The organism is Jeotgalibaca sp. A127 (assembly GCF_052266745.1).
Taxonomy (GTDB): domain Bacteria; phylum Bacillota; class Bacilli; order Lactobacillales; family Aerococcaceae; genus Jeotgalibaca.
Window position 1 is genome coordinate 217,228 of the sequence record NZ_JBQPRC010000002.1, and the last position, 13,192, is coordinate 230,419.

The window sequence follows — 13,192 nt, forward strand, 5'->3', positions numbered from 1 at the left end:
ACAGGTTATGTGATATGAAGAAAGATTATTTTTTTAACTCTGTGTTCATATTTTACTTGTCCTCTTATGTGCAAACGGTTAAAATAGAACTAGACTATGAAAAGGAGGGTAAGACAATGATTAACATTGTTGCAATGTGCGTTCTAATTGAATACGAAACTACCTCCTTCCACAAAACGATTTGATTGCATCATTTTAAATAAAAATGGGCGTAATCTGTTCTCGGACGGATTACGCTCTTTTTGTGCTTATTTTTAATAAGCTAAATCGTTGGAAGGCAGAAAAGAGGGAAAGCCAGAATGTTTAGTGTCATGTTTAAGTTGAAAGACTTTTTCAAGCAAAATAAGAAAGACTATATTATTTCATTTTTTACGATGATAGGCAGTAATTTGTTTAGTGTATTTATCCCTTATTTAATCGGTCAAATCATCGACAGCATCATCAAAGAGGAGCTTACGGCATCCTTGCTGACTAAATTCGGCGGGGCTTTCTTATTCAGCCTTGTCGCCGCATACTTGCTTGAATTCACCTGGTCCTACTTTCTCTTCACGGGATCAGCCAAATTACAGCGTGATATGCGCAAAAATATCATGGCGCACTTCTTGCGTATGCGCGCTTCCTTTTACGAGAAATTCCGCGTAGGGGACTTGATGGCGCGGGCGACCCAGGATATCCGTGCCATTTCCGATACAGCCGGGTATGGGATGATGGTCTTGATGAATGCGACTTTGTTCCTGGTTACCATCATAACCATGATGGGCGCGACCGTTTCTTGGCGTTTGGCGATTTTCAGCCTGATGCCACTTTTATTCCTGGCTTACGCTTTTGGAAAAGTGGGAAACATCGTGGAGAAACGGTACACCATCGCCCAAGATGCATTTTCTTCCTTAAATAACGACGTGCTTGAAGTCATCGATGGCATCCGCGTCATTCGGGCATACGTGAAAGAAGAAGATTATGTCGAGACGTTTCGTCAAGAAACCGAGAGTATGTTGGCAAAAAACAATAAGGTTGCCGAAGCGAACGCCTTGTTTTCGCCGATGGTTAAATTTTTCATCACCTTCAGTAATATCATTGGTTTCGGTTATGGTGCCTACCTCGTCAGTGACAACGTGCTGACGGTCGGCGACATGGTTGCCTTTCAAATGTATCTGGGCATGATTGTATGGCCCATTATTTCCATTGGTGAGTTGACCAACGTGCTGCGACAAGGTAGCGCCTCAATGATCCGGGTCGAGGAAGTTATGAATGCGGAAGATAATATGGAAGAAAATGGCGTTAAAATTATCGAAACCGCCGATGATATTATCATGCATGGGCTGGATTTCCAATATCCATCCAGTACCGATAAAAACTTGAAGAAGATTGATGTCGTTATCCCGAAAGGGAAAATGCTGGGAATCGTCGGTAAAACAGGTGCCGGGAAGACAACGTTCTTGCGCCAACTCTTGCGTCAGTATCCACTTGGCGAGGGAGAATTCCGTTACGGGGAGAATGACGTCCTCGACTACCAAGGCCGTTATTTCCAAAAACTCATTGGCTACGTTCCGCAAGACCATATTCTTTTCTCGCGTAGCGTCCGGGACAACATTGCCTTTGGAAAAGGGGCAGCAACAGATGAAGAGGTTATGGAGAGCATCCGTATTGCCGCTTTCGAGGATGATTTACTGAAAATGGAAAAAGGACTCGACACGATGATCGGGGAAAAAGGCGTATCCATCTCCGGAGGTCAAAAACAACGGGTCTCGATTGCCCGCGCATTGATCAAGGATCCGGAAATCTTGATTCTAGATGATTCACTGTCCGCTGTTGATGCGAAAACGGAACAAAAAATTATAGCAAATATTCAAAACGTTAGAAAAGGGAAGACGACCATCATTTCAACGCACCGCCTTTCTGCGGTTAAACAAGCCGATGAAATCATTGTTCTGGAGGATGGTGTCATCACTGAAAGAGGCACACATGAATCCTTGATAGAACAAGGTGGCTGGTATTATACCCAATTTCTTCGTCAAGAATTGAAAGAAGGTGACGAAGAATGAAAACCGTCAAACGTCTGTTGTCTTATATGAAATTCGATAAACTGAAGTTCTTGATCGGCTTCACACTCTTGATTGTGGCTGTTGTTTCCGACTTGTCAGCACCGTTGATCGCCCAGCGTGTCATCGATGATGTCATCACCCCGGCAGCAGCGGAAGGTACTTTTTTAACCGACGTCTTACTGCGTTTATTGGTAATTTATGCAGGCTTGATGCTGTTGACGGCGTTGTTGCGGTATATTAGTTTTTTGATTTTGACGAAAGCTGCGAATGGCATTGTGAAACGCATCCGTGATGAAGCGTATCGTCACTTGCAAACCTTGCCGATTCGCTACTTTGACAATTTGCCAGCCGGAAAAGTCGTGTCACGAATTACTAATGATACAGAAGTGCTACGCCAACAGTTTTACGTGGCGACGATCAGCAATGTGTTATTGAACGTTGCTTATGTCGTGGGAACGTACTTTGCAATTGCACGTTTGCACCAAGGGTTGGGAATTGCGCTTCTGGTATTGATCCCTTTGATGTTTACATGGCATAAATTCTACAGTAAATATGCTGGTGCGCTTAGCCGCAAGGAACGGGAATTAAACAGTGACATCAACGGGAAAATTAACGAATCTGTGCAAGGGATGTCTATTATTCAGGCATTTCAGCAAGAAGATCAAATTGCGGAGGAATTTCAGGAAATAAATAAGGAATGGTTTGAAACAGAGCGCAAGTACGTCATTCTTGATTCGGCAGCGCAATTCACACTAGGCGGGTTGTTACGTCATATCGCCTTATTATTGATGATGGTCTATTTCTCAACGCGTTATTTGGATGGGGTTTTGGGGATCTCCATCGGGACATTGTATGTATTCGGGGATTATATCACGCGCTTGTTTGATCCGATTCAGGGGATTATCCAGCAAATGGCATTCGTCCAGCAAGCAATTGCAGCCGGAGAGCGGGTATTCGAACTTGTTGATACCGCTGGCGAAGTGGAAAATGATGCGCAGCTTCCGATAGCGGAAGGCGAGGTTGTTTTTGACCATGTCAGTTTTGGTTATAATGAAGATAAAAAAGTTTTGAAAGATATCCACTTTACAGCGAATCCAGGCGAAACGGTGGCCTTGGTCGGTCATACGGGGTCTGGAAAGAGTTCCATTATGAACCTTTTGTTCCGTTTCTATGATCCTCAAGAAGGTCAAATCAAGGTTGATGGCCATCACACAATGGCTTATTCACGGCAAAGTGTCCGCAAGTCGATGGGTATCGTCCTTCAGGATCCATTCCTGTTTACAGGTACCTTGGAGTCGAATATAACGTTAGGTGATCCAAACATCAGTACTGAAACCGCGCGGCGAGCCCTTGAAGAAGTTGGCGGAGGCCCTATGTTAGCGCATTTCCAAAAAGGCATGCAAGAGCCTGTTGTTGAAAAAGGGGCAACATTGAGCTCTGGACAACGTCAGTTGATTTCCTTTGCCCGTGCACTTGCTTTTGATCCAAAAATCTTGATTCTGGATGAAGCGACTTCCTCCATTGATACCGAAACCGAACAGATTATCCAGCATGCCATGGATGTTTTGAAAGAGGGGCGTACGACCTTTATCATTGCGCATCGTCTGTCAACTATCCAGCATGCCGATCAAATCCTGGTTTTGGATAGCGGTGAAATTGTGGAACGCGGCGGACATCGGGAGTTACTGCAAAAAAACGGCGTTTACGCTCAAATGTACCGCATGCAAAAAGAAGGCTCTTTTGAAACAACCTAATGAGAGAACAGCTTCCGTTTGGAGGCTGTTCTTTTTGCGTTAGAACTTCCTTGACCTGGGTTCTTTTCACCATCCTTACCATCAGTGAGGAAACCAACATAAGTGAAGGAGTAAACAAGAAAGCATTCTTAGTCAATAAAATAAAATTGTAAGCAGTTGCAGTCATTGTTAAAAAGAAAGCGTTTCAGCTATAATTAAATCAAACTTCTGGAAGGGGGAAGAAACATTCCGATTAAATTAAAAGCGGCTTATCGAAAAAAAGGCAAAGTGACACATCTGGATTTCCATGACCAAAAACAATACGAAATGTTTCTTTTCCACTCCGGAAAATGTCGGTATTTAGTAGGGAATCGGATTTATGAACTTCAACCAGGAGACTTGTTGTTGATGGATGGGGGAACCATCCAGCGTGCGCATGTAATCGATGAGAGCAAAAACTATGAAAGAAGTATTATTCATTTTGATTCTGAATGGATTATGCCCTTATTAAAAGATTTGAAGATTGATTATTTACTAAATATGTTCACCGAAAATCGAAATGGCTTGATTCGTATTTTTGAAAAAAATGACGTTGAAAAAATTGAACAGTCATTTTTTATGATTGACCAGATGAACGATTCGAAACATACTTATAAAAACGAAGCCATGCGAAAACTGGTATTAGCAGAGCTTCTATTAAGGATAGAAACGAGTACTTTAAAAGTCGTGGATAAAGATAAGGTATACAAGGAAGAAAAAAGCAAGATTGCTGAAGACGTCCTGACTTTTATTTTCCGCTATTACCGTGATGCCATAAGCATTGAGGACATCGCAAAGGGTCTGGATTTGAGTAAATCTTATATTTCCCATGTCTTTAAGGAAATTACAGGCTACTCAATCATGAATTACTTGATGCGCTATCGCTTAACTGCTTCCACGGATGCTTTGTTGACTGAGCATTCGAAGTCCATCAAGGCAATCGCTTTTGAAAATGGTTTTGAGAGCGATGCCCACTTCAGTCGGTTTTTCAAGAAGAATTTTGGCCAAACACCCAATCGGTATCGTAAAAGTTTCTCGTGCTAACAATGGATAAAAAAAAGAAAGAGATGTGAAGTTGATGCTAAGATCAGCTATTATCGGTTTAGGAACCGTTTCTTCGGTACATGAACAAGCTATTAAAGAAACGCATAACGGCCAACTTGTAGCAGTTTGTGATGTTGATGAAAATATGAAAGAAAATTATCCGGATATTCCCTTTTACACGGATGTAGAAATGATGTTGGCATCAGAGGAGTTGGATATCGTCCATATTTGCTTGCCGCATTACCTTCATTATCCGGTAACTAAAATTTGTGCGGAGTATGGCGTAAATGTCCTTCAGGAAAAACCACTGGCTCTGGACTACCAGGAAGGCCTGTTAACGGCTGAATTGGCAAAAAATGTACCAGGGAAAATCGGGATTTGTTTCCAAAATCGTTATAATGCGACGTTTCAGGCATTGGTACGTTTATTAAAAGAAGAGGATCATGGAAAAGTTAAGGCAGTCAAGGGAATCGTTGCATGGAATCGAGCAGGAACGTATTACAGCGAGAAACCTTGGCGTGGCAAATGGGCCACTGCTGGTGGTGGCACCATCATTAACCAAGCAATCCATACCCTGGATCTGTTGCAACTGCTCGGTGGCGAGTTATTGAAATGCAAGGCTAGCCTGTCCAATATCACCGACTACGATGTGGAAGTTGAAGATACCGCTGTAGCTAATTTCACGTTTGACAACGATGTGACTGGGTTTTATATGTCCACTAATGCTTACGCAACAAACTCAAGTGTGGAGATTGAAGTGGTTACTGAAAAATGTACGTATGTAATAAAAAATAATCAACTATTTGGCATGGATATGGAAGGAAACTTGGTCTCTTTAGCTAAAGATGAGCAAAAACCAGACACAAAATCCTATTACGGACCAAGCCATTCCATCTTGATTCAGCATTTCTACGATGCAGTAGAACAAGATACAGAAGATTATGTTACTGTAGAAGAGGCATTACCATCCATGTTGATGATTGATGCCATGAAGCACTCTACAAAAGTGGGCAGAACCATTGATATGGATGAATTAAAAAAGGATACACCCAGCCACCTCGAAACGAGCATAGGCGTTAACTAAAAAAATAAACAATTGGAAGGGGTCATATTTTGGCATCTAAAGACGGAATGAATTACGCACCTAAAGGAAAAGAAAATAAAGTCGTTAAACCAGGAGAATTTGTAGTTGGGGTAACAGCATTGGATCATGGACATATAAATGGGATGACAAATGGTTTATTGGAAGCTGGTGCTACCATTAAATACGTATACGATCCAGATGCAGAAAAAGTAAAAGCTTATCAAGAACAATTCCCGGATATTCCAGCAGCAGAATCCTTGGAGCAAATCCTGGAAGACCCTGAAGTACAATTAGTGGCAGCGGCGGCAGTTCCGAACTTGCGTAGTGAATTAGGAAACCGTGTTTTACGGGCTGGAAAAGACTACTTCACAGATAAAACAGGTTTTACAACAACGGCACAATTAGAAGAAACAAAACGTGTCGTTAAAGAAACAGGCCGCAAATACTGGGTTTACTTCAGTGAACGTCTGCACGTCGAAGGAGCAGTATTGGCTGGTCAACTGATTGATGAGGGAAAAATCGGACGTGTCATTCAAGTGACTGGCTTTGGTCCGCACCGATTGGACAAAGAAAAACGTCCAGAATGGTTCTTCAAGAAAGAACAGTATGGTGGCATTTTAGCAGATATTGGTAGTCACCAAATTGAACAATTCCTTTATTACACTGGAAACAAAGATGCAAAAGTGTTGCACAGTAAAGTGGGGAACTACAATAACCCGGACACGCCAGAACTTGAAGACTATGGTGATGCAACTGTTTTAGGCGAAAACGGCGCAAGCTTCATCTTCAAAGTGGACTGGTTCACGCCAGATGGATTGGGTACATGGGGAGACGGTCGGACGTTCATTACGGGTACAGAAGGAACGATTGAAATCCGTAAGTACATCAACGTTGCGACAGAGGCAACCGGTGACCACGTGTTCTTGGTAACCAAAGAGGGCGAGGAACATTTCCAAGTGACCGGTGAAGTTGGTTTCCCATTCTTTGGTGAAATGATCTTGGATATTATCAATGGCACTGAAAATGCGATGACACAAGAGCATATCTTTAAAGCACAAGAACTTTGCTTAAAAGCACAAGAACAAGCAATCAATATAACTAAGTAAATGTGTAGCGGAAAAACCTGGACTCTGGTCCGGGTTTTGTTTTCGCGAAAAGACTTTCCCAATTTCATTACAATTTGACTGAGAGGGCTGTTCTTATTTTTGGACGGAACGGGAAAGGCCTTCTTCAAAGAAAGCGATTACGTTGCCGGAAATATCACGTTTTTACAACTTGAAGTCATTATAGTACATTTGCCAAACGGTATATTTAATTGCTATAATTGTAATGTATAAATCAAGGTACGAGAACACTTCCAAACAGGAGAGTTGTAAGCGCATGTCATCTAAAATGGAACAAAATAGTGGTTCAAAAGTTCAATCTATCGATAGGGCGATAAGCATATTGGAAACACTATCCAATTATCCAAGCTTGAGCCTGAATGATTTGAGTGAACAAGTGGATTTGCATAAAGCTACAACACACCGTCTCGTCCAGTCATTGGTCGAAAATGGTTTTGTCGAGCAACTGGGTGATACGAAGCATTATCGTATCTCGCTGCGGATGTTTGAACTTGGCAACAAGCGTGTTCAAAACATTGACTTTGTAAACGTAGCTAAAAGTAATATCAGGCAATTGTCGCAAGACATTAGCCAAACAGTACATCTTGTTATCGAAGATAACAACGAGGTACTTTATATCGATAAAAATGGTGATGACCAAGAATCAAAAATGCGTTCCAAGATTGGTCAAAAAGCACCATTGTATTGTACTGCAGTGGGGAAGGCGATTTTAGCCACGCGGTCGAACCAAGAGGTGGAAGCGTATTGGCATCAGCTTATCCCGGAAGAAAAGACGAATCGGACTATTACCACACTCGATCATTTATTGATTGAGCTAGCTGAAGTTAGAGAACGCGGCTATGCCTTGGATGATGAAGAGTTCGAATATGGCGTCTTTTGTGTTGGGGCTGCCTTTTCAAGTTACAAAGAACCAGCTGCCGGTGCCTTTAGTATCTCATTGCCAATATCCGAGAAACAGAGGCAGGAATTCTATATTAGTAAGGTTTTAGAATGCTCCAAACGCATCACGCAACTGTTGGGCGGCTAGTGGAAAATGAAAAGAGCGGTTAATTGACAGAGTTTTTGTAACAAACTATAATAAGTTCGGAATGCGATATTGCGTTTCACATTATGAAATGCAAACGATGAAATGGAGGAAAAATAATGAGCTTCAAAAGAGATGTCTTGAATCAAATGCAACAAAACTTTCTATTCGCAGTTGTTCGTGGGAAATCCCAAGAAGAAGGATATGAAATTTCTAAAGCAGTCTATAAAGGTGGAATCAAAAACGTTGAAGTAACGTTTTCCACTCCAAACGCAGAACAAGTTATGCGTCGTTTGGCAGATGAATTTGAAGGAACAGACATGGTTGTAGGTGCTGGTACAGTACTTGACGATGTATCTGCAAGACTTGCAATTCTAAATGGTGCGAAGTTTATTGTTAGCCCGAACTTCAATGAAAAAATCGCTAAAATGTGTAACATCTATACAATTCCTTACCTTCCAGGTTGTGGAACTATCACGGAAGTTTCTCATGCATTGGAAGCAGGCTGTGAAGTTGTTAAATTGTTCCCAGGTGGATTATTAGGACCTGGCTTCATTAAAGATTTGCATGGACCTATTCCTTGGGTAGAAGCTATGCCATCAGGTGGCGTATCTTTGGATAACATGGATAAATGGATTGCAAATGGTGCATGGTCTGTAGGTGTCGGAAGTGCCTTGACTAAAGGAATGGCTGAAGGTGGCGTCGCACAAGTTGAAGCAAATGCTAAAGAATTTGCTGACAAACTTGCATCAATCCAAGGTAAATAATTTTCTTAATTAAAAGGGAGGATTTGGCACATGTCTTTTATTCATGACGATTTTATGTTACAGAGCGAAACAGCAAAACACTTGTATCATGATTTTTCAAAAAATATGCCGATATTTGACTACCACTGTCATCTATCACCACAACAAATTGCTGAAGATCATAAATTTGCGAACGTTACAGAATTATGGTTAGGTGGCGACCACTACAAATGGCGTGGTATGCGTGCAATGGGAATCGATGAGAGATTGATTACTGGTGATGCTTCTCCAGAAGAAAAATTCCAAGCTTGGGCTGAAACAGTTCCGAATACATTGGGCAATCCATTGTTCCACTGGACAGCTTTGGAATTGAAGGCGTACTTCAATGTCGATGAGATTTTGAATGGCGACAACTGGAAAGAAATTTATGACCACTGTAACAAAGTGTTGAAAGAACAAAACTTGACTGCTCGTACTTTGATCAAAAATTCAAACGTTGAATATATCGGTACAACAGACAATCCTTATGACACTCTGGAATATCATCGTGCCATTATGGCTGATGAAACATTCGATGTGAAAGTGGCTCCTAGCTTCCGTCCAGACGAAGCATTTGCTGTAGGCGAACAAAAATTTGTTGATTTCCTACCGAAAATGGAAAAAGCTAACGGCATCGTCATCGATTCATTCGCTAAATTGGTTGAGAGTTTGGAAGATCGTATCAAATTCTTCAAGGAAACTGGTTCAAACATTTCTGACCACGGTTTGGCTAAATTGGTTTATGCCAAATCAACACCAGAAGAAATCGAAGCTATTTTCCAAAAAGCTGCTAAAGGCGAAGAAGTTTCAGCACACGAATATGCCCAATTCCAATCAGCTTTGCTGACTGAACTTGGCAAAATCTACCATGCTGAAGGTTTCGTAATGCAGTTGCACTTTGGTGCAATCCGCAACAACTCCGAACGTTTATTCAATCAATTGGGACCAGACGCTGGTTTGGACTCAATCAATGACCAAGCAAGCGTTGCTGAAGCATTGAATGCAATCTTGAATGCATTGGATAGAACAAATCAACTGCCTAAGACCATCATTTATCCATTGAATCCTGGTTACTTTGATTTGGCCGGTACAACTGCTGCCAACTTCCAAGCTAACGATGAAGGAATCAAGAGCCGTATCCAGTTGGGTTCCGGCTGGTGGTTCAATGATACGAAATACGGTATGTTGAAACAATTTATGGCATTGTCTGAAGCAGGTCTATTGATGAACTTCGTAGGTATGTTAACAGATTCCCGTAGTTTCGTTTCTTATACGCGTCATGAATACTTCCGTCGTCTCTTCTGTGACTACATTGGAGATTTGGTAGAGCGTGGCGAAATTCCTAACGATGATGCATTGTTGGAAAAATTGATTAAGAACGTTAGCTACAACAATGCAGTTGAATACTTTGGATTTAAAAAATAAAAAAATCAAAATAAGGAAGTGCTTATCTATGGAAATGTCATTTAGATGGTATGGTCATGAAGACCCAGTTACTTTGAAAAATATTCGCCAAATCCCTGGCATGAAAGGAATCGTTACTGCAGTTTACGATATTCCAGTTGGACAAGCTTGGCCATTGGAACGTATCGAAAAATTGAAAGCAGACGTTGAAGCAGAAGGTATGCATATCTCTGTTATCGAATCTGTTCCAGTTCACGAATCAATCAAATTAGGTCGTCCAGACCGTGACCAATACATCGCTGCTTACAAGGAAACTTTGCGTAACCTTGGTAAAGCTGGTATTCCAGTTGTATGTTACAACTTCATGCCTATCTTTGACTGGACGCGTTCAAACTTGGCTTATGAATTACCAGATGGTTCAAACGCTTTGATCTTCGACGAAGAAGAAGTAAACAAAATGGACCCACGTACACTTTCACTTCCAGGTTGGGACGAAAGCTACTCTTCTGAAGAAATGAATGCTTTGATGGATGAGTACAAAGAAGTTGACGAAGAAAAACTATGGGAAAACCTAGAATACTTCATCAAAGAAATCATGCCTGTTGCTGAAGAAGCTGGCGTGAAAATGGCTATTCACCCTGATGATCCGCCATACTCAATCTTCGGATTGCCTCGTATCATCACAGGCGGCGAAGCATTGAACCGTTTCATCAACTTGTATGATTCAGAATACAACGGTGTAACACTATGTGTTGGTTCTTACGCATCAGATCCTAAGAACGATGCAGTGGCTATCTTGAAAGATATGCTTGCTAAAAAACGCGTTAACTTTGTTCACGCGCGTAACGTTAAATTGGTTGGCGGACGTTCATTCGAAGAATCTGCTCACCTTTCTGAAATGGGTTCAATCGACATGTATGAAGTTGTTAAAGCATGTGTTGAAGCTGGATTCGAAGGCGCAATCCGTCCAGACCACGGCCGTATGATTTGGGGCGAAACTGGTAAACCAGGTTACGGTTTATACGACCGTGCATTGGGAGCAACTTACCTAACAGGTCTAGAAGAAGCTGTTAAGAAAAACTTGAAAGCTCAAAAATAAGAGAAGAAGAGGTAATTAAATATGTCTAATCCATTCGTACATGATTTTACAGATAAAGTAATTGCAGTTACAGGTGCTGGCGGCGTTTTATGTTCAGATTTCGCTAAAGCATTCGCAAAAGCAGGCGCAAAAGTGGCTCTTCTTGACTTAAACGAAGAAGCAGCACAAGGCTATGCAGACGAAATCGTTGCTGCTGGTGGCGTGGCTAAAGCTTACAAATGTAACGTTTTAGACAAAGAGTCAATCGAAGCTGCTAAAGCAGGTATCGACGCTGACTTAGGTACTGTTGACATTTTAGTTAACGGTGCTGGTGGAAATAACGCACGTGCTACTACAGACAATGAATTCCACGAAGCTAATATGCCTGAAGGAACTAAATCTTTCTTCGACTTAGATCAAAGCGGTGTTGAATTTGTATTTAACTTAAACTTCTTGGGAACATTGTTGCCAACACAAGTTTTTGCTAAAGACATGGTTGGCCGTGAGGGAGCAAACATCATCAACATTTCAAGTATGAATGCTTTCACACCACTAACAAAAATCCCTGCATACTCAGGTGCTAAATCTGCTATCTCTAACTTTACACAATGGTTAGCAGTTCACTTCTCTAAAGCAGGTATCCGTTGTAACGCAATCGCACCAGGTTTCTTGGTTTCAAACCAAAACCGCGACTTGTTGTTCGAATCTGACCACGAAACTTTGAAACCTCGTGGACAAAAAATCATCAACAACACACCAATGGGTCGCTTCGGTGATTCTGAAGAACTATTAGGTGGACTAATGTTCTTGGCTGACGAAAAAGCAGCTAGCTTCGTAAACGGTGTAGTATTACCGATCGACGGTGGATTCAGCGCTTACTCTGGCGTTTAATAAGATTAACTAATCAGGAGAGGGGAAAGGTAGAAAAATACTTCATTCGAAGAGGATTCTATCTACCCCTCTTTTTTTCTGGGAGGAAAAATTAATGACAACTTTTACTAAACAAAAAGATTTCTTGGTTTGTGTGGATTCTGACGGATGTGCAATGGACACGATGAACGTAAAACATGAACGTTTCTTCGGACCTATTTCCGCTGACGTTTTCGGTATCAAAGATCGTGAAACATACTTAAAAGACTGGAACCGTATCAACTTATTCTCAAGCACACGTGGCGTTAACCGTTTCAAAGCGTTGGTAATGACTTTGCAAAACGCTATCGAACGTGGTGAAGAAGTTGGCGACATCGCTAAATTGACTGACTGGGCAGAAACAGCTAGCTCTTTATCAAATGGTTCTTTGGAAGCATTGATTGCTGAAGGAACAAGCGAAGATTTAGAAAAAGCTCTTGACTGGAGTAAAAAAGTTAATCACGGTATTGAAACAGAACTTGCTGGTGACGACCGTCCATTCGATGGCGCTAAAGAAGGTTTGGAACATATCACACAATTAACAGACGTTGCAATCGTAAGTTCTGCTAACAGCGAAGCAATCGATAGCGAATGGAACCGTCATGGTTTGATGGCTTCTGTTGACGTGGTTTACGGACAAGAAAGAGGCAGCAAAGCAGAAGCAATCGCTGACTTGTTAACATACGGCTACGATAAAGAAAACATCCTAATGGTTGGAGATGCTCCTGGGGATGAAGCAGCTGCTGATAAAAACGGCGTATTCTTCTACCCAATCTTATTCGGATCAGAAAAAGCTTCTTGGGATCGTCTAGAGAACGAAGCTCTTCCTAAATTGATGAACGGCGAATTCGCTGGCGAATATCAAGAAATGCTGAAAAAAGAATTCCATGATTTACTAAGTCAATACGACTAAGAAAAGAAAAGGG

General features: G+C 41.6%; 11 protein-coding genes. All 11 read left to right on the plus strand.

Annotation, left to right across the window (positions count from 1 at the left end):
- The first annotated feature begins 299 nt into the window (after window positions 1-299).
- Window positions 300-2,042 (plus strand): ABC transporter ATP-binding protein, encoded by a 1,743-nt coding sequence (locus ACTVAI_RS03240; RefSeq protein ID WP_443485874.1) that lies wholly within the window; start codon window positions 300-302, stop codon window positions 2,040-2,042.
- Window positions 2,039-3,796 (plus strand): ABC transporter ATP-binding protein, encoded by a 1,758-nt coding sequence (locus tag ACTVAI_RS03245; protein ID WP_443485875.1) that lies wholly within the window; start codon window positions 2,039-2,041, stop codon window positions 3,794-3,796. The genes ACTVAI_RS03240 and ACTVAI_RS03245 overlap by 4 nt, the downstream gene beginning before the upstream one ends.
- Before the next feature lie 267 nt (window positions 3,797-4,063).
- Complete coding sequence (locus tag ACTVAI_RS03250) at window positions 4,064-4,858, plus strand: AraC family transcriptional regulator (RefSeq protein ID WP_443472455.1); 795 nt, start codon at window positions 4,064-4,066, stop codon at window positions 4,856-4,858.
- A gap of 34 nt (window positions 4,859-4,892) precedes the next feature.
- A complete protein-coding gene (locus ACTVAI_RS03255) occupies window positions 4,893-5,942 on the plus strand; it encodes a Gfo/Idh/MocA family protein (RefSeq protein ID WP_443472811.1) in 1,050 nt (349 codons plus the stop codon).
- Between the two features lie 29 nt (window positions 5,943-5,971).
- Window positions 5,972-7,048: a Gfo/Idh/MocA family protein gene (locus ACTVAI_RS03260; protein WP_443472454.1), complete on the plus strand. Its 1,077-nt coding sequence runs from the start codon at window positions 5,972-5,974 to the stop codon at window positions 7,046-7,048.
- A gap of 274 nt (window positions 7,049-7,322) precedes the next feature.
- A complete protein-coding gene (locus ACTVAI_RS03265; RefSeq protein ID WP_443472453.1) occupies window positions 7,323-8,093 on the plus strand; it encodes an IclR family transcriptional regulator in 771 nt (256 codons plus the stop codon).
- A 116-nt stretch (window positions 8,094-8,209) separates the two neighbouring features.
- Entirely contained in the window at window positions 8,210-8,857 is a 648-nt protein-coding gene (locus ACTVAI_RS03270) for a bifunctional 2-keto-4-hydroxyglutarate aldolase/2-keto-3-deoxy-6-phosphogluconate aldolase (RefSeq protein WP_443472452.1), read from the plus strand.
- A gap of 30 nt (window positions 8,858-8,887) precedes the next feature.
- Complete coding sequence (gene uxaC / locus ACTVAI_RS03275) at window positions 8,888-10,300, plus strand: glucuronate isomerase (RefSeq protein ID WP_443472451.1); 1,413 nt, start codon at window positions 8,888-8,890, stop codon at window positions 10,298-10,300.
- Between the two features lie 28 nt (window positions 10,301-10,328).
- Window positions 10,329-11,378 carry a mannonate dehydratase gene (gene uxuA / locus ACTVAI_RS03280; RefSeq protein WP_443472450.1) on the plus strand — a complete coding sequence of 350 codons (1,050 nt, stop codon included), beginning with the start codon at window positions 10,329-10,331 and terminating at the stop codon, window positions 11,376-11,378.
- A 21-nt stretch (window positions 11,379-11,399) separates the two neighbouring features.
- On the plus strand, window positions 11,400-12,248 hold the full coding sequence (locus ACTVAI_RS03285; protein ID WP_443472449.1) for an SDR family oxidoreductase: 849 nt from the start codon (window positions 11,400-11,402) through the stop codon (window positions 12,246-12,248).
- 94 nt (window positions 12,249-12,342) lie between these two features.
- Complete coding sequence (locus ACTVAI_RS03290) at window positions 12,343-13,179, plus strand: HAD family hydrolase (protein WP_443472448.1); 837 nt, start codon at window positions 12,343-12,345, stop codon at window positions 13,177-13,179.
- The last annotated feature ends 13 nt before the right edge of the window (window positions 13,180-13,192 follow it).